A 16,332-nucleotide genomic window follows, 5' to 3' on the forward strand; every position below is an offset into this window, starting at 1 on the left:
CGGAGGCGGGACCCCTGCGGGACCCCCTCCAACCGGTCGACCCAGTCGAACAGTTGAGCCCATTCTCGTTTTATGTCGCAACGCTTGCTGCTGCACGACAAAGTTCGAGCGAGATTCGAGCGAGAAGGGAGCACTGATGACACCACCCAAGCAACCGTCGCCGAGCAGGCCCCGTCCGGCCCGGCAACGCCAGAACCATGCCGGGCCGGGCCGCGATGCTGCTGCCATCCGGATTTTCTCCACATGGCTGGTCACCCCAGGTGCCACTCCGAACCGCTTCCAGGCCTCGATGTGCTCGGGTGCCGATGTCGCCCTCCTCGACCTGGAGGACTCCGTCCCGCCTGTCAGCAAAGACGCCGCGCGTGCTGACGTACTGGACTTCTTGGGAGGAGAGGGCAGGACTGGCGACCGCGGCGGAACTGCGCTCGGGGTGCGGATAAACGCGCTCTCCACGGTGCCCGGTCTGCGGGATCTGGGGGAGCTGGCCACAGCTGGGCTGTGGCCCGAGTTGCTGCTTGTCCCCAAGGTAGAGGCGGCACGCGATGTCGAGCTGGTCGCGCAGCTCATGGACACCCACGAGGGTCCTTGCCAGATATGGGCGCTGATCGAGACGCCTCGGGCCATCCGTAACCTGGCCAGCATTGTGCGCGCCCCGGCCATCGCTGGAGTGCTGTTCGGGGCGGCCGACTACGCTGCCGCGGCCGGCTGCCGGCTCAGCGGCAGGGCCCTGTTGTATCCGAGAGCGGTGCTGGCTGCCGAGGCGGCGGCGGCCGGGCTGCCCGCGGTCGACTCCCCCTACTTCGGCCTGCACGACGTGGACGGGTTGCGCAAGGAGACCGAGGAGGCTATCGAGCTTGGCTTCATCGGCAAGGTCGCCGTCCACCCCCGCCAGCTCCCGGTCATCGAGGCGGCTTTCCGGCCGAATCCCCGCGAGTTGGCAGCCGCGCGAGCCGTGGTCAGTGCCGCCGACACGGCAGACGGCGGGATCACCACCGTCAATGGCCACATGGTGGGCCCGCCGCTGGTGGCTGTGGCCCGTGCTGTGACCGCCCGCGCGGGCAACGGCCCCGCATCCGCCACATGCAAGGAGGCAGACAGTGAGTAGTGTCCCGCCGGGCTACCGGCGTGTCGGCGAGAACCGGATCCGTGAATCCGTCGGCCTCGGCCTCGAGGACATCGCCCCCCTCGTCGGCACCGTGATCGAACACCGCTCCGCCCGGACCGTGACGGAGACGGAACATGTGCAGGTCCTGGCGCTCACTGGCAACGAGGCCCCAGTCCACTCCGACCGCCAGTTCTGCGCGCGGACCGGCCGTGACCAGGTGTTGGTCTGCGGGATCCTCACCATGAACATCGTTCTGGGCCTCACTGTCCGCGCCACCAGTGCCCTGACCACCGCCAACCTGGCCCTGGACGAGGTGCGCTTCGAGCACCCCGTGTACGTCGGCGACACGTTGCGCGCGCAGAGCGAGATCCTCGTCGCCCGCCGCTCCACCAGCCACCCTGAGAACGGGATCGTCACCTGCCGGATCGAGGGCTACAACCAGCGCGACCAGCGGGTCTTCAGCTGCACGCGTACGTTCTTCGTTCCCGTTGACGCCACCGCCGTGCGCGACGCAACCGACTACTGAGCAAGGGGAGCCACGAAATGGCCGCCTCGGGGATGACCGTCGCGGTGGCTGTGCCGGCGTGAGGCTCAGCGGGTCCCGACCACCGGGGCCGGGGTCTGGGCGGGTGCGTCGCGCAGGCCGAGGCGCAGGTGCTCCACGTGGTAGAGGGCCTGCTCGAGCAGTTCGGCGACGTGGTTGTCGTAGAGGGCGTAGATGACCGAGCGGCCCCGGCGTTCGCCGGTGACCAGGCCGAGATTGCGCAGCAGGCGCAGTTGGTGGGAGCAGGCCGATTGCTCCATGCCTACGGCATCGGCGAGTTCGGTCGCCGCGCACGGGCCTTCCTGGAGGCGGGCCAGGATCCGCAGCCGGGAGGGCGTGGCGAGGGCCTGGAGGGTGGCGGCCACGTCGACTGCGCCGACCGTCTCGAGGCGCTGGCGCGCGGTGGCGGTGGTCTTGGCGTCAGCTCCGTGGCCCATGGACTACATCCTACGGACACGGACCCATGAACACATGAATGTCTATTCATGTCGTCCTGTACGGTGGGAGAGCGGCTCGCCGGGCTTCCGGCTGCCCAGTGTTCTCGCCATGCCGTTGTAAGGACTCCCGCTCCAATGACCTCCACACTCGCCCCGGCCCCGGTCGACCGCGCCGCGCCCTCAGGCGACGGCGGTGCGCCCCGGCGCCGTACTCGTGTCCTCGCCTTGCCCGAGGCGCGCTGGGCGACCGCGGCCACCGTCCTGTTCCTGCTCGCGCTGCCCCTGCAACTGGCCGGCGCCCCGGCCTGGGCCTGGGGGTCGATGTACGCGGTCGCCTACGGGGCCGGCGGCTGGGAACCTGGCTGGGCAGGTCTGCAGGCCCTGCGCGAGCCGACCCTGGACGTCGACCTGCTGATGGTCGTGGCCGCGCTCGGGGCGGCGGCGATCGGGCAGGTGATGGACGGTGCGCTGCTGATCGTCATCTTCGCCACCTCCGGCGCGCTGGAGGCGCTGGCGACGGCCCGCACCGCCGACTCCGTGCGCGGCCTGCTCGACCTGGCGCCCGCCACCGCGACCCGCGCCGACGCGGACGGGGCCGAAGAGGCCGTCGCCGTAGAGGAACTGTCGGTCGGCGACACGATCCTCGTACGGCCCGGCGAGCGCGTCGGTGCGGACGGTAGGGTGCTCGACGGGGCCAGCGACGTCGACCAGGCGACCATCACCGGCGAGCCGCTGCCCGTGGCCAAGGCGAAGGACGACGAGGTTTTCGCCGGCACTCTCAATGGCACCGGTGCGCTGAGGGTCCGGGTCGAGCGTGGCGCCTCCGACACGGTGATCGCCCGGATCGTGCGCATGGTGGAGGAGGCGTCCGAGACCAAAGCGCCGACGCAGTTGTTCATCGAGAAGGTCGAACAGCGCTACTCGCTGGGCATGGTGGCGGCGACCTTCGCCGTGTTCCTCGTGCCCCTGGCCTTCGCCGCGCCCCTCACTGAGTCGCTGCTGCGGGCCATGACCTTCATGATCGTGGCTTCGCCGTGCGCGGTGGTGCTGGCCACCATGCCGCCCCTGCTGTCGGCCATCGCCAACGCCGGACGCCACGGCGTCCTGGTCAAGTCGGCCGTGGTTGTGGAACGGCTGGGGCAGGTCGACGCCGTGGCACTCGACAAGACCGGTACTCTCACAGAGGGCACCCCGCGCGTCACCGACCTGCGGCCGCTGACCGGTTCCGGTGTCGCTGCGGATGAGTTGCTGGTGCTCGCGGCGGCTGCGGAACACCCAAGTGAGCGTCCGTTGGCACGGGCCGTCGTGGACGCGGCACGTGAACGGGGGCTGGCCCCGCCGGTCGCGGAATACTTCGACTCGACTCCCGGCGTCGGGGTGACCGCCATCGTTGACGGGCGCACGGTCGGGGTCGGCGCACCGGCCAAGCTGCTGGACGGGGCGACGGACGTGGGGTCCGCGCGGGCGGCGATCCTCGTCGCCGAATTCGAGGACGACGGCCGGACGGCCGTGCTGGTCACCGTGGACGGTATGCCGGTGGGTGTGCTCGGTATCGCCGACCGGCTGCGACCGGACGCGACTCGCACCGTCGGCGCGCTGTCCTCCCTCACCGGCACCGCGCCCCTGCTGCTGACAGGTGACAACCCGCGCGCTGCCGCCCGCCTCGGTGCGCAGATCGGCATCGAGGACGTGCGGGCCGGACTGCTGCCCGAGCACAAGGTCGACACGGTCAGGGAGCTCGAGGGAGTCGGTCATAAGGTGATGGTGGTCGGCGACGGCGTCAACGACGCCCCGGCGCTGGCCGCCGCGCACACCGGCGTCGCCATGGGCCGGGCGGGCTCCGACCTGGCGCTGGAGACCGCCGATGCGGTCATCGTCCGCGACGAGCTGACCACCGTGCCCGCCGTGATCTCTCTGTCGCGCCGGGCCCGCACGCTGGTTGTCCAGAACCTCGTCATCGCCGGTGTCTTCATCGCCGGCCTGGTGGCCTGGGACCTGGCAGGCGACCTGCCGCTGCCCCTTGGCGTCGCGGGCCACGAGGGCTCCACCGTCATCGTCGGCCTCAACGGACTGCGGCTGCTGCGCGAGGCAGCCTGGAAACGGGCCGCTGAGTGAGCCGCCGCAAAGCCCCGACCCCGCAGTCCCCGCCCCGGTGCACGGTCACCGTCTGCCGAGGCTGCTGCTGCGGTACCGCCAAGATCCCCGGCGTCGACCACACGGCCCAACTCGCCGCGCTCAGGGCCGGCCTGGGCACGGTCGCCCAGGTCCGCGCGGTCAACTGCCTCGACGCCTGCGAACAGGCCAACGTCATCGTCGTACAGCCCTCTCCGGCCGGACGGGCCGAGGGCGCGCGGCCTGTATGGCTCGGACGGGTCAACGACCCCGACGCGACGGCCGACATCGTTGCGTGGGTGCGGGCGGGCGGTCCGGGGATCACCGAGCCGCCGGACATCCTCGACCTCTACGAGTTCTCGCCGTCTCGGCGTATACGGCGGGCCGTCGAGGACTGATGACCGCCAGGGTGGTCAGCGCTGGGCATGGAGGTCGGCCAGAAGATGGTGGCTGTGCCGCCAGCCGCCGGGTACCCGGACGGCGTCCGAGAGGCGCGGGTGGCCGTCGTGGAGACTGAGCCGGTGAGGCCGTCCATGGCCACGATCTCGATTCCGTCGCGGAACGCTGGTGTCTGGGCCTCGAGCCAGGTCTTCAACACCTGCTTGATGGCGGTGACGAACGTGCCCCCGCGGCGGGTGTGGCGCCACGCATGCTCATCCACGCCCAAGACCTGGACACCGTCGTAACGGGTCGGGTCGGCGATCAGCAACTGGTGGCCGGTCGCCAGGACGGCGTCATTGACGGTGTGCCAGGACACCCCGGGCCCGGCGGCGATCCGGGCGATCGACATCCGGTCGATGACGACACCCTTCTACGCCCACATCATCGCCTGCGTCGAGAGTTTCGCGATGAGCTAAGCGCGTCCCAGACCGCCGGAGCTGTCGAAGGCGTCCATGGCACCAGCGGCCGAACCTCCTCGGCCGCGAAGGGCATGTTCCTCTCGGGGGGCGGGTTCATCGGGTGGACGGCGGGTGCGCCAGCGGTGTCGGCTCCGGCACGGCAACCAACCTCCAACGGCCAGCACGCACCTGAGGCCACTGATGTCCCGTCGCTGCGGGGTGGGCGTGGACTCGGCGTGTGCTGCCGGGATATCCGGCTCGTGTGGTGTGGATGTCCCGGCGATGGGTGGGGTCAGCCGATTCCGGTGGTCTGCAGGGCGGTGAACAACCTCGTCGGAGCAAAGTGCTCTTTGAGTTCCCAGCGGCGGCGCGTGCCATGAGACGGGGTGTCCCCGCAGGCGGGGGCGCCCCGTCTCACTTCTGTGCTTCTAGCGGCGCAGGGCGGCAAGGTTGCGGTAGCCGATCGCCGCGTGCTCCAGCGACTGGGCAGGGTTGGTGGTGCTGGGCGCGTTGTCCTGTTCGACCATCGGATTGTGGTAGTTGCGGTGTCCCACGCGGGAGAAGAACGTCGAGTAGTCAATGACGCCGGTGCCGAACGGCACCATGTCGTAGCCCATCCCGTTGGTGTCGTTGACGACGCCGTCCTTGGCGTGGAACAGCGGGTAGCGCTTGTTGTGGCCGGTGACCAGGCCGGCTGGGTCGAAGACGTTCGTCCGGGTGGAGCCGTCGTGGTCGGTGTAGGTGCGGAACTTGTACTGAGCGACGTGTGCCCAGAACACGTCCATCTCCAGCCAGATCAGCTCGGGGTCGGTGATGGACAGGAAGTACTCCAACTTGCGGATGCCGGAGCTGCGGGTCGGACGGCCCTGGGCATCCAGTGGGCCGCCGTCGAGGAGGAAGTCGTAGGCCGCGTCGTGGTTGTGGGTGTACAGCTTGAGGCCGGCGCGGCGGGCGATGCCGCCGAGGGCGTGCCACTTGTCGGCGGCGAGGTCCCAGTCGGCCTTGTACGAGCTGCTGGTCGGATCAGTACCGGTGCCCACGTGGGCCATGCCCAGGATGTTGGCAATCTCCAGGTGCTTCTTGAAGGTGTCCAGGTCCGTACTGGTCAGTGGCCAGGAGGTCGGGATGAAACCGTGGTTGCCCTGGGCGCGCAGCCCGTTGTCGTCCAGCCAGCGACGCAGCAGCCTGGCTCCTTGGACCGACTCCAGGACGGCGCCGCCGGGTGCGTTGGGGTGTTGGCCGTAGCCGGCGAACTCGACCTGACGGTAGCCGAAGCGGGCGAGCTGCTCGAAGACGGCGCGGAACCCCGAAGGGAGAGTGGTGGACTGCGGGTCGCGGCCGATCGCGTCGCGGACCGTGTAGAGGATGATGCCTCGCTTGTCCTCGGGAACGAGAGCGTGGCCCTTTCCGCTGGTGGCGGTCTGCTGGCTTGCGTGCACCGGGGTCGCGCCGAAGACAGGTGCGGCGATCGCACCGGCCGCGGCGGCGGTGCATGTGCTCAGGAAGCGACGGCGGCCGATGCCGAGGCTGCGGCGCAGCGCGCTGTCGGTGTCGTGGATGTCGTTCACGGGTGCCTCTCGGGGTGCGGGTGTTGGGCTCGCTGTGACCGGTGGGTAGACCGGGACGTCTGGTTGGGCTCCGTCCAACTGGCGTGCTTCCGCAGGTCAGTTGGAGAAAGCCGCGTCGAACGACGCCGACGGTGGCTCGAAGTCGTAGGCCTTGAGGTGGGACAGGGCCTTGGGCGCGCCTTGGAGCCGGTCCATGCCGGCGTCCTCCCACTCGACTGAGACGGGCCCCTGGTAGTCGATGGAGCGGAGCATGCGGAAGACGTCCTCCCAGGGGACGTCGCCGTGTCCGGCGGAGACGAAGTCCCAGCCGCGACGCGGGTCGCCCCAGGGCAGGTGGGAGCCGAGGCGGCCGTTGCGGCCGTCGAGGCGCTTGCGGGCCTCCTTGCAGTCCACGTGGTAGATCCGGTCGCGGAAGTCCCAGAGGAAGCCGACCGGGTCGAGGTCCTGCCACACGAAGTGGGAGGGGTCGAAGTTCAGGCCGAAGGCCGGGCGGTGGCCGACCGCTTCGAGCGCTCGGTGGGTGGTCCAGTAGTCGTAGGCGATCTCACTGGGGTGGACCTCGTGGGCGAACCGTACGCCCTCCGTGTCGAAGACGTCGAGGATCGGATTCCAGCGTGCGGCGAAGTCCTCGTAGCCGCGTTCGACCATCGCCTCGGGTGCGGGCGGGAACATCGCGACCAGATGCCAGATCGCCGAGCCGGTGAAGCCGACGACCGTGTCGACGCCGAAGGCTGCCGCCGCGCGCGCGGTGTCCTTGATGCGGTCTGCCGCCCGCTGCCGCACTCCCTCCGGGTCGCCGTCGGCCCACACCTCACCGGGCAGGATCGCCTGGTGGCGTTCGTCGATGATGGCGTCGCACACGGCTTGGCCGACGAGGTGGTTGGAGATCGCCCAGCACTTCAGGCCGTACCGGTCGAGAAGCTGGTGGCGGGCCTTGACGTATCCGGGATCGGTGAGGGCCTTGTCGACTTCGAAGTGGTCACCCCAGCAGGCGAGTTCGAGGCCGTCGTAACCGAAGTCGCGGGCGAGGCGGCAGACCTCCTCCAGCGGCAGGTCGGCCCATTGTCCGGTGAAGAGGGTGAACGGGCGGGGCATGGACGGGCCTCCTCAGTGTTCGATGGGGGTGTAGACGGAGTTCTTCTCGGCGCTCTCCTCGACCGCCGCCAGTACGCGCTGGACCTGCAGTCCGTCGGCGAAGGAGGGATCGGGGCGGCGGCCCTCGGCGATGGCGTGGACGAGGTCGCGGGCCTGGTGGACGAAGGTGTGCTCGTAGCCGAGTCCGTGCCCCGGGGGCCACCAGGCGTCCAGGTAGGGGTGGTCGGGTTCGGTGACGAGGATGCGACGGAAACCGGCCTCGGCGCCGGGCTCGGTGCCGTCGTGGAACCACAGCTCGTTGAGACGTTCCAGGTCGAAGGTCAGCGAACCGCGCTCGCCGTTGAGTTCGATGCGGAGCGCGTTCTTGCGACCGGTGGCGTAGCGGGTGGCCTCGAAGGAGGCGACGGCGCCGGTGGCGAAGCGGCCGGTGAACAGGGCGGCGTCGTCGACGCTGACCGTGCCGGTGCCGCCTGCGGGGGCCGTGCTCAGGCCGTCGGTGGGGCCCTCGGGCAGTGGGCGTTCCCGCACGAAGGTCTCCGTGAGGGCGGACACCCCGACCAGCCGTTCCCCCGTCAGGTACTGGGCGAGGTCGACGATGTGGGCGCCGAGGTCTCCCAGTGAGCCGGAACCGGCCCGTTCCTTGCGCAGCCGCCAGGTCAGCGGGAACTCCGGGTCCACCAGCCAGTCCTGGAGGTAGGCCACCCGGACGTGGCGCAGGGTCCCGAGCCGGCCGTCGGCCACCATGCGCCTGGCGAGCGTGATAGCGGGCACCCGGCGGTAGTTGAAGCCGACCATCGCCACCTGGCCTCGGCCGTACGCCTCTTCGGCGGCGCGGGTCATGGTCTCGGCTTCCCCAACGGTGTTCGCGAGTGGCTTCTCGCACAGGACGTGCTTGCCGGCGGTCAACGCGGCCAACGCGATCTCGGCGTGGCTGTCACCGGGTGTGCAGATGTCGACGAGGTCGATGTCGTCCCGGGCTATCAGCGCCCGCCAGTCGTTCTCGACGGCGGCCCATCCGTACCGGTCCGCTGCCTCGTGCACGGCCGTGGCATCGCGTCCGCAGATCACGGCCAGGACCGGCTGCCGGGGAAGGTCGAAGAAGTGGCCCGCGGTACGCCAGCCCTGCGAGTGGGCGGCCCCCATGAACGCGTATCCGACCATGCCGATGCGCAGTGAGGGTTTCCCAGCCTTCGGTGCCGCCTCCGGCTCCCCTGACCGCTGGGGCTGTTCCATGCGTTCTTCCTCCTCTTCGTGGTGACGCCGGTGGGGGTCTGCGCTGCACGCCCGGGGCGTCTCACCGGAAACCGGTGGGCATGTACTGGTCGACGTTGTCCTTGTCGACGACGGCCGAGTAGAGCGTGATCGAGGCCGGAATCTCGTACTCGGCGAGGCCACCGACGCCCTTGCCCTGGCCGAGGGCGCGGGCAAGGTCGATGGCGGAGGCGGCCATGGTGGGCGGGTAGAGGACGGTGGCCTTCAGCACGCCGTCGCCCTGTTTGATGGCCTGGAAGGCGGAGAGCGCGCCGGCCCCGCCGACCATCAGGAAGTCGTCCCGTCCGGCTTGCTCGACGGCGCGCAGCGCGCCTACCCCCTGGTCGTCGTCGTGGTTCCACAGGGCGTCGAACTTCGATTGCGCCTGGAGGAGTTGAGCCATCTTGGCCTGGCCGGACTCCACCGTGAACTCGGCGGCCTGGCGGGCCACCTTCTTGATGTTGGGGTAGTTCTTCAGGGCATCGTCGAACCCCTGGGTGCGCTGTTTGGTCAGCTCCAGGCTGTCCAGGCCGGCGAGTTCGACGACGCGGGCGTTCGGCTTGCCCTTGAGCTTCTCGCCGATGTAATGGCCCGCGTTGAGCCCCATGCCATAGTTGTCGCCGCCGATCCAGCACCGGTACGCCTGCGCCGAGTTGAAAACCCGGTCGAGATTGACGACGGGGATGCCGGCGCGCATCGCCTTCAGACCGACCCGGGTGAGTGCTTTGCCGTCGGCGGGCAGCACGACCAGGACGTCGACCTTCTTGTTGATGAGGGTCTCGATCTGACCGATCTGCTGGGCGGTGTCGTTGGACCCCTCGGTGATCTCCAGGGTGACGTCGGAGTACTTCTTCGCGCGGCCCTCGGCGTTGTCGTTGATGGCGTTGAGCCATCCGTGGTCGGCCTGGGGTCCGGCGAAGCCGATGGTGACCTGCTTGCCGGGCTTGCCGTCGTCGGCGGGCCTGCCGTTCGCGGCCGAGGTCTCGCCTGCGGTTTCGTTACTCGTGCAACCTGTCAGGAGAGCACCTGCGGACGCGGCTGCGGTGCCGAGGAGCAGCCCTCTTCTGCTGGTGAGGTGTGCCATGTCAATGAAACCTTTCCTCAGGTCGTGCTCGCGGTACGGCGCTGTACCAGCACGGCGGCGACGATGATCGCCCCCTTGGCGATCTGCTGGACGTCGCTCTGCAGGTTGTTCAGGGCGAAGATGTTGGTGATCGTGGTGAAGATCAGGACACCGAGCACGGAGCCGGTGATGGTGCCGCGGCCTCCGCTGAGCAGGGTGCCGCCGATGATCGCGGCCGCGATGGCGTCGAGTTCGTAGAGATTGCCGTTGGTGTTCTGGCCCGAGCCGGAGAGCACGATCAGCAGGAAGGCGGCGATGCCGCAGCACAGGCCGGACAGCAGGTACAGATACAGCCGCTGTCGTCGTACGTCGATGCCGGCCAGCCGGGCGGCCTCCGCGTTGCCGCCGACGGCGACCGTGCGCCGCCCGAAGGTGGTCCGGTTCAGCAACAGCCAGCCGATCACCGTCACCAGCGCGAACACCAGGACGAGCGGCGGGACGCCCAGGACGTAGGAGTCGCGATCGCCGAGCTCGAGGACGCCGTCCACGGTCACGATCTGGGTGCGGCCCCCGGTGATCTGCAGGGCGAGACCGCGGGCCGAGGCGAGCATGGCGAGCGTCGCGATGAAGGGCACCATCCGGCCGTACGCGACCAGCAGTCCGTTGACCAGGCCGCAGCCGAGGCCGACGACCAACGCTGTGAAGAGGATCCCCGCGAAGCCGAACTCCTGGGTGGCGACCGTGGTGGCCCATACGGAGGCCAGGGCGACGATCGCGCCGACGGAGAGGTCGATACCGCCGGAGGTGATGACGAAGGTCATGCCGACGGTGACGACCCCGATCACCGAGGCCTGGGTGAGCACGAGTTGGAGATTGCGGGTGTCGAGGAACTCGTCGGGCTTGGTGACGCCGCCGATCACGACGAGTACGGCCAGCACACCGAGCAAGGAGAGGGTGCGGACGTCGACACGTGTCAGCGGGACGCGCCAGCGGGGCGCTTCGGTTTCCGACGGCAGCTTCTCGGTGGCGTCTCGCGGCGGGGATACGGGCTGGGTCATGACGCCGGGCTTCCTTCCATGACAAGGTCCAGGACACGGTGTTCGTCCAGCTCCCGGGCGGGTGCCGTGTGCACGACCCGGCCCTCGCGGAGCACCAGCACGCGGTCGGCGAGGCCGAGCACCTCGGGCACCTCGCTGGATACGAGGAGCACCGCGAGCCCTTCGTCGGCCAGCCGCCGGACCACCGCGTACAGTTCGGCGCGGGCGCCGACGTCGACGCCGCGGGTCGGTTCGTCCAGCAGCAGCACCCGGCAGCCGCGCAGCAGCCAGCGGGCGAGGACGGCCTTCTGCTGGTTGCCGCCGGACAGGGTGCGTACGGGCACGTCCGGGTTGTCCGGCCTCAGCGACAGCTCGCGAACCGCGGTCCGGGCGGCCGCTTTTTCGGCGCCCCGGTCGATCCAGCCGGCCCGTGAGAAGCGGGAAAGGGTGGAGACCGAGACGTTCCGGGTGACGGACTCCAGCATCAGCAGGGCCTGCGCCTTGCGTTCCTCGGGGGCGAGTCCGAGTCCGGCGCGGACGGCAGCCCGGACGCTGCCTGAGCGCAACGGCCTTCCGTCGACAAGGACTTGGCCTGCCGTGGGCCTGCGCGCTCCGTAGATGGTCTCCAGGATCTCGGAGCGGCCGGAGCCGACCAGCCCGGCGAGTCCGACGATCTCCCCCGGCCGCACGTCGAGGTCGAGTGGCGCGAACTCGCCGTCGCGGGCCAGTCCGCGGACCTGGAGCACGGGGTCCGCGGTGGGTGGCGTCGGGGGCCGCTCGGGGAAGACGTACTCGACCGTGCGGCCGGTCATCAGGGCGACGACGTCCCGGGTCGGGGTCGTCTTGGCGGGCAGTCCGCCGGCGACCGCCCGTCCGTCCTTGAGTACGGTCACCCGGTCGCCGATGCGCCGGATCTCCTCCAAGCGGTGCGAGATGTAGACGACGGCGACACCGTCCGCGGTCAGGTCGCCGACGATGCGGAAGAGGTTGTCGACCTCGTCCGGGTCGAGCGCGGCGGACGGTTCGTCCATCACGATGAGGCGTACGTCGTGGGACAGGGCCCTGGCCATGGAGACGATCTGCTGCTGGGCTGCCGACAACTCTCCCACCAGCCGGACCGGATCGATCTCCGGGTGGCCGAGTCGTTTGAGCAGGGCGGCCGTTGCCGCACGCGCCGCCTTGCCTCGTACGACGAACCCGGCAGCCGTCGGTTCGTGACCGAGGTGGACGTTCTCCGCCACCGAAAGATGTTCCACCAGGTCGAGTTCCTGGTAGATGGTGGCGACACCGAGGCGCATGGCGGCGATCGGTGAGCGCAGGGCGACGGGGTGGCCGCGCCAGCGGATGGTGCCGCCGTTCGGTTGGTGGGCGCCGGCCAGGATCTTGATGAGTGTGGACTTCCCGGCGCCGTTCTGACCGAGCAGGCAGTGCACTTCACCCGCTTGGACGTCGAGATCGACACCGTCCAGGGCACGGACGCCGGGGAACGACTTGGTGATTCCGGACATGCTGAGTAGGGGTGGTTCTTGTGCCATGTGGGATCCCTCTGCGGGCGTGTGGGCCGGTGTCAGGGCAGGGGTGAGCGTTCAAGGGACAGGTGTGGTGGGGCAGGGCAGGGCAGCAGGACCCAGCACCGTGCCGGATCGGTTGAGGACCGGGTGGGGTCGGCTCGGTGTGGGCGGAGGGTGCTTGCCTACGCGGGTGAGAAGAAGTGGTCGCTGATCAGGCGGGCGCCGCCGATCACACCGGCGGCGGGCCCCAGCTCACCCAACACGATGGGCAGGTTGCGGGTCGCAAGCGGGAGCGACTGACGGTAGACCTGCGTGCGGATCGCGGCGAGAAGGGTGTGGCCGAGACCGGTCACTCCACCGCCGATCACGACCAGGCCGGGATTGAAGAAGGAAACAAGTCCGGCGATGACCTGACCGACGTGGGTGCCGCCCGCGCGGATCAGGTCGAGCGCGGTGGCGTCACCCGCGGCGGCTGCGGCCGCCACATCGACGGCCGTGAGCGTGCCGTTCGCCTCGAGCCTGGTCGCGAGCTCGGCGGACAGACCCTGTTGGGCCGCCTCCACTGCGTCCCGGGCCAGGGCGGCGCCGCTGAAGTGGGCCTCAAGACAACCCCGGTTTCCACAGGCGCATGGACGTCCGTCGGGCACGGCCTGGATATGGCCGATGTCGCCCGCGCTGCCAGATGCGCCGCGGTGGACATGGCCATCGACGACGATGCCGCAACCGATGCCGGTGCCGATCTTGACGCAGAGGTAGTCGGTGACGGTTCGGGCGACTCCGGAGTGTTGCTCTCCCATCGCCATGAGGTTCACGTCGTTGTCGACCATGACCGGACAGCCGAGTTCCTGGCTGAGCGCCTCCCGTACTGGGAAGCCGTCCCAGCCCGGCATGATCGGCGGGGCGACCGGCACGCCCTCGGGGAACCGGACGGGTCCGGGGACGCCGATACCGGCGCCGTCGAAACCGTCGGCGAGCCCCGTAGCCTTGAGCTTTCCGGCCATCTCCAGCACTTGCTCGAAGACCGCGACCGGTCCCTCACGAACGTCCGTCGGCTGGTTCAGATGCCCGAGGATCTCCAGTTCGGCGTTGGTGACGGCGACATCGACCGAGGTCGCGCCGATGTCGACACCGAGGAACCTCAGGCCCGGGTTGAGCCGGACGTTGTGGGAGCGGCGGCCGCCACGCGAGGCGGCGAACCCGTCGGCCACCACGAGGCCCGTTTCCAACAGCCGGTCCACCTCCACTGCCAGCTTGGACCGAGACAGGTCGACCTGGTCGCCGAGCTGAACACGGGAGTGAGGACCGCCGTCTCGCAACAGCTTGAGCAGACGTGCCTGGTGCGCGTTCGCCGGTCGAGCCGTCATGCGTCTCACGAGCCCCTCCCTGCCTCAGTTTTCGGCCATCGTTTCGGGCTTTCGAAGGGAACGTAGCAGCGGCTGCGCTAGCTGGGAAGAAGTTTCGCATCAACAACTTCTACTTTTTCCACTCTCAGGACAAAGTCTCGGTATGTGGCGTCACCGCGAGGACACCTGGCAGGGGTGATCTTGCCGGCCATGACGGACTTCGCCGGGCTGTGACTTGCCGACAGGAAGTCGAGGACGTCCCGGCAGAGCGAGGACCGGCTCTTGGCCGAGCGGATCCGCGAGGTCCACGGCGAGTCCGGCGGAACCTACGGCTCCCCATGGCTGACAGTGAGCTCCGCGCGAAGGGACTGCGGATCAACGAGAAGCGGTTCGCCCGCGTCATGCGGACGTTCCCCATGACAGCCGTGCGGGACTCCCGCGTCCTCAGGACGACCGAGCCGCGCTGGGCACGTACTGGTCGACTCGCGGGTCTGCTCCAGCGAAGCGGAGGCTTGCTGCTGCTCATGAGCGTGGTGAGGGTGGCAGGCAGACAAGGAACGCTGATGGAGATACCGGTGCCTGTGTCACCGGCGGAGGGGACGAGGAAGTGAATGCCGACAAGCGGCGCATCGGTTGGCCCGGCAAAGCGTGACGCGCTTGGGAGTCGCGATCCACCGGGAAGCCTGCCACCGGTACCGTGTGCGTCCCAGGAGAACAGCCCCCTCATCGCTGTATGACTCGCCACCCGGCCAGAAGACCACGTACCGGCAGCCCCTGCCACGCACCCTGGGCCGGTCCGGCAATCACGCAGGTCTCGCGATGCCGATGACGGGCTCATCCCCCCGGTCGGCTGTTGCGGGTTGGCAGAAGCGCGAGCCGTCCAGGGCCCGTTCAGTCGGCGTCGAGTCTCTGCTTTGTCGCGGTGTCGTAGACGGCGCGAGCTTCGGCGATGGCAGACCGGTGACGCTCGGCCCAGCCCACCAGTCCGGTCAGCGAGGCGTGGAGTTCTCGGGCCATGGGCGTGAGGTGGTACTCGACCTTCGGCGGCACTGTCGGATACACGGTGCGAACGAGCAGTCCGTCCCGCTCCAGCCTGCGCAGGTTGAGGGTGAGCATCCGTCGGCTGATGCCGTTGATGGAGCGTTCGAGTTCGGTGAAGCGGACCGGACCGTGGGCGGCGGCGATCAGGATCCCGATGCTCCACTTGCCCGCCACACGGTCGAGCACCTCGGTGACCGGGCAGGCCTCGTCCCTCAGCGCTTCGGTAACACGGGTGTGACTGCGTGACATGAAAGTGCCTCCTTCCGATGAACAGCAAGGTTATCGATGATGACTGCTGTTACAAGTCGTGAACCAAGGGGGAAGTCATGTCCGTTCGTGCTCTCGTCGTCGATCCGTCCGCATCCACCGCCGTCCGCCTCTCCGAGGTTCCCGACCCCGTGCCCGGGCCGGGCCAGGTCCTGGTGGCTGTCTCCCACGCCTCGTTGAACTACGGCGACCTCAACGACGCCCGCTCAGGGCGGATCCCTGTGGGCGCGGTGCTCGGTTCGGATGCCGCCGGAGTGGTCATTCAGGCCGCAGCCGATGGAACCGGCCCGGCGGTGGGCACCCGGGTGGCGGCTCTGACCTCGGGGGCGTTCGCTGAGCGCGTCGCGATCGACGTGGATGCGCTCGCCGAAGTGCCGAAGGGCTTGGACCTGGCGCAGGCGGTGGCTCTGCCGGTCGCCGGAGTGGCGGCGCTGCGCTCGCTGCGGGCCGCCGGGCTTGGACCAGACAAGAGGGTGTTGGTCACCGGGGCCTCCGGCGGGGTTGGCCGGTTCGCCGTCCAACTGGCAGCGCGGGCCGGTGCCCACGTGATCGCGTCCGTGGGCTCGGCAGCCCGTGGGGAGGGGCTGGCCGAGGCTGGTGCCAACGAGGTGCTGGTCGGACTGGACGGACTCCAGCGACCGGTCGACGTGGTCATCGACAGCGTCGGCGGACCTCAACTGGTCGCGGCATGGAACCTGCTCAGTCCCGGGGGCAGCGTGCAGAGTGTCGGCTGGACATCCGGTGAGCCGGCGGTCTTTGCGCCGTATGCGACCGTCGGGCCGGCCAAGTCGCTGACCTCCTTCGTCATCGAGGGCGGAGTCGGCGCGGACCTGGCGGTTCTCACTGAGCTGGCCGCTGAGGGGTTCCTCACCGTCGAGATCGGCTGGCAAGGGTCCTGGGACCGCTTCGACGAGGCCGCCGAGGCACTCCGTGGGCGCCGTGTCTCCGGAAAAGCGGTCCTGGCGGTAGCATCCGGTGAACCGTATGCCCCAGTACCTTCTCTGCAGGATTAGGTCTGGCCGGACGATCACGCGCGAACCAGATGACCAGGGCTGCTGTGGTGGCAGCGCCAAGAAAACGTAGCCGCGTTTGTCATAGCGAGTGGCCATGGCCCGGCAT

The 16,332-nt window shown here is 69.3% G+C and carries 15 protein-coding genes and 1 pseudogene; 6 read left to right on the forward strand and 10 right to left on the reverse strand.

Going from position 1 to position 16,332, the window contains the following annotated elements; all coding sequences use genetic code 11:
- Positions 1-136 precede the first annotated feature (136 nt).
- Together ACH45E_RS16560 and ACH45E_RS16565 are read left to right on the forward strand one after the other, a co-directional pair.
- Complete coding sequence (locus ACH45E_RS16560; RefSeq protein WP_361438323.1) at positions 137-1,105, forward strand: aldolase/citrate lyase family protein; 969 nt, start codon at positions 137-139, stop codon at positions 1,103-1,105.
- Positions 1,098-1,631 (forward strand): MaoC family dehydratase, encoded by a 534-nt coding sequence (locus ACH45E_RS16565; protein ID WP_361438321.1) that lies wholly within the window; start codon positions 1,098-1,100, stop codon positions 1,629-1,631. The genes ACH45E_RS16560 and ACH45E_RS16565 overlap by 8 nt, the downstream gene beginning before the upstream one ends.
- A 65-nt stretch (positions 1,632-1,696) precedes the next feature.
- Here the strand turns inward: ACH45E_RS16565 and ACH45E_RS16570 are convergent, their stop codons facing one another.
- Positions 1,697-2,086: a metalloregulator ArsR/SmtB family transcription factor gene (locus ACH45E_RS16570; protein WP_361438319.1), complete on the reverse strand. Its 390-nt coding sequence runs from the start codon at positions 2,084-2,086 to the stop codon at positions 1,697-1,699.
- 135 nt (positions 2,087-2,221) lie between these two features.
- Between ACH45E_RS16570 and ACH45E_RS16575 the strand changes: the two genes are divergently transcribed.
- On the forward strand, positions 2,222-4,201 hold the full coding sequence (locus tag ACH45E_RS16575; protein WP_361438317.1) for a heavy metal translocating P-type ATPase: 1,980 nt from the start codon (positions 2,222-2,224) through the stop codon (positions 4,199-4,201).
- Entirely contained in the window at positions 4,198-4,596 is a 399-nt protein-coding gene (locus ACH45E_RS16580; RefSeq protein ID WP_361438316.1) for a (2Fe-2S) ferredoxin domain-containing protein, read from the forward strand. Before ACH45E_RS16575 ends, ACH45E_RS16580 begins: the two co-directional genes overlap by 4 nt.
- Before the next feature lie 101 nt (positions 4,597-4,697).
- Here ACH45E_RS16580 and ACH45E_RS16585 read toward each other — a convergent pair.
- The 8 genes and pseudogenes from ACH45E_RS16585 to ACH45E_RS16620 form a co-directional block, all read right to left on the reverse strand.
- Positions 4,698-5,042 (reverse strand): annotated as a pseudogene (locus tag ACH45E_RS16585) (ISL3 family transposase); the annotation flags it as partial.
- A gap of 423 nt (positions 5,043-5,465) precedes the next feature.
- Complete coding sequence (locus ACH45E_RS16590; protein ID WP_361438315.1) at positions 5,466-6,605, reverse strand: sugar phosphate isomerase/epimerase family protein; 1,140 nt, start codon at positions 6,603-6,605, stop codon at positions 5,466-5,468.
- Positions 6,606-6,701: 96 nt separating this feature from the next.
- Positions 6,702-7,700: a sugar phosphate isomerase/epimerase family protein gene (locus tag ACH45E_RS16595; protein ID WP_361438313.1), complete on the reverse strand. Its 999-nt coding sequence runs from the start codon at positions 7,698-7,700 to the stop codon at positions 6,702-6,704.
- Positions 7,701-7,712: 12 nt separating this feature from the next.
- On the reverse strand, positions 7,713-8,933 hold the full coding sequence (locus tag ACH45E_RS16600; RefSeq protein ID WP_361438311.1) for a Gfo/Idh/MocA family oxidoreductase: 1,221 nt from the start codon (positions 8,931-8,933) through the stop codon (positions 7,713-7,715).
- A 61-nt stretch (positions 8,934-8,994) separates the two neighbouring features.
- On the reverse strand, positions 8,995-10,035 hold the full coding sequence (locus tag ACH45E_RS16605) for a substrate-binding domain-containing protein (protein ID WP_361438309.1): 1,041 nt from the start codon (positions 10,033-10,035) through the stop codon (positions 8,995-8,997).
- A 17-nt stretch (positions 10,036-10,052) separates the two neighbouring features.
- Positions 10,053-11,072, reverse strand: a complete 1,020-nt coding sequence (locus tag ACH45E_RS16610) for an ABC transporter permease (RefSeq protein WP_361438307.1) — start codon at positions 11,070-11,072, stop codon at positions 10,053-10,055.
- Positions 11,069-12,586, reverse strand: a complete 1,518-nt coding sequence (locus tag ACH45E_RS16615) for a sugar ABC transporter ATP-binding protein (protein ID WP_361438305.1) — start codon at positions 12,584-12,586, stop codon at positions 11,069-11,071. Before ACH45E_RS16615 ends, ACH45E_RS16610 begins: the two co-directional genes overlap by 4 nt.
- A gap of 158 nt (positions 12,587-12,744) precedes the next feature.
- Complete coding sequence (locus tag ACH45E_RS16620) at positions 12,745-13,926, reverse strand: ROK family transcriptional regulator (RefSeq protein WP_361439123.1); 1,182 nt, start codon at positions 13,924-13,926, stop codon at positions 12,745-12,747.
- Positions 13,927-14,243: 317 nt separating this feature from the next.
- On the opposite strand from ACH45E_RS16620, the gene ACH45E_RS16625 reads away from it, so the two are divergent.
- Positions 14,244-14,516 carry a hypothetical protein gene (locus tag ACH45E_RS16625; protein ID WP_399040854.1) on the forward strand — a complete coding sequence of 91 codons (273 nt, stop codon included), beginning with the start codon at positions 14,244-14,246 and terminating at the stop codon, positions 14,514-14,516.
- Between the two features lie 280 nt (positions 14,517-14,796).
- On the opposite strand, the gene ACH45E_RS16630 is transcribed toward ACH45E_RS16625, so the two are convergent.
- Positions 14,797-15,195: a helix-turn-helix domain-containing protein gene (locus ACH45E_RS16630; protein ID WP_361438303.1), complete on the reverse strand. Its 399-nt coding sequence runs from the start codon at positions 15,193-15,195 to the stop codon at positions 14,797-14,799.
- 77 nt (positions 15,196-15,272) lie between these two features.
- Between ACH45E_RS16630 and ACH45E_RS16635 the strand changes: the two genes are divergently transcribed.
- Positions 15,273-16,226: a zinc-binding dehydrogenase gene (locus ACH45E_RS16635; RefSeq protein WP_361438301.1), complete on the forward strand. Its 954-nt coding sequence runs from the start codon at positions 15,273-15,275 to the stop codon at positions 16,224-16,226.
- The last annotated feature ends 106 nt before the right edge of the window (positions 16,227-16,332 follow it).

It is taken from the genome of Streptomyces sp. NPDC020299 (genome assembly GCF_044387825.1).
Lineage (GTDB): Bacteria > Actinomycetota > Actinomycetes > Streptomycetales > Streptomycetaceae > Streptomyces.